This window comes from Janthinobacterium sp. UMAB-56, from assembly GCF_900095265.1.
GTDB lineage: Bacteria > Pseudomonadota > Gammaproteobacteria > Burkholderiales > Burkholderiaceae_D > Janthinobacterium.
In genome coordinates this window covers 1-714 of the sequence record NZ_LT607700.1, presented here as the reverse complement: position 1 = coordinate 714, position 714 = coordinate 1, and the positions used below count along the sequence as shown (strand labels likewise).

Below are 714 nucleotides of genomic sequence, written 5' to 3'. Positions count from 1 at the left end.
GCGCTGCCGAAGTGGCGCTGTGCAGCGCCCCGGCCACCACGCATCGTCCGGCGCGCCTGATCGAGCCGGCCAGCATGACGCGTTCCGTGCGCGGCAAGGGGGCGAATACCCGTTATGTGTGCGACATCCTGCCGCAGACAGCAGAGGCTGATGGCTTGCTGGTTGTCGAGGTGGTGACGCCGTCCGGCCACTCATCGAGCTATCCGCCGCACAAGCACGACAGCGACAATGTGCCGCTGGAAAGTTCGCTGGAAGAAACGTATTACCACCGCTTGAACCCGGAGCAGGGCTTTGCCTACCAAAGAGTCTACACGGATGACCGTTCCATCGACGAAGCCATGGCCGTGGAAAACCACGACGTGGTGATGGTGCCCCGGGGTTACCACCCCGTGACCGTGCCGTATGGCTATGACGGCTACTACCTGAACGTGATGGCCGGCCCGCAACGCGTGTGGCATTTCAAAAACGACCCGGCCCATGAATGGCTGATGAATACCAAATAATCAAGGAATTTGCTATGACAACGCAACAGATCGGCCACTTTATCGGTGGTAATCCCATGGCTTCACGCTCCGAACGCACGAGCGAGGTCTTCAATCCGGCCACGGGCGCCGTGACGGCCAAGGTGTCGCTGGCGACCGCCGCCGAGTTGAACGCGGCCGTGGCCGCCGCCCACGCGGCCTTTCCCGCCTGGTCGCAAACCTCGCCCCTGCG

Annotated in this window: 2 protein-coding genes; both read left to right on the top strand. The window is 62.6% G+C overall.

Features of this window, described 5'->3' with window-relative positions:
• A partial coding sequence (gene iolB, locus K0F85_RS28330) for a 5-deoxy-glucuronate isomerase (protein WP_219119133.1) occupies positions 1-503 on the top strand: 503 nt, incomplete at its 5' end.
• 14 nt (positions 504-517) lie between these two features.
• A partial coding sequence (locus K0F85_RS28325; RefSeq protein WP_219119132.1) for an aldehyde dehydrogenase family protein occupies positions 518-714 on the top strand: 197 nt, incomplete at its 3' end.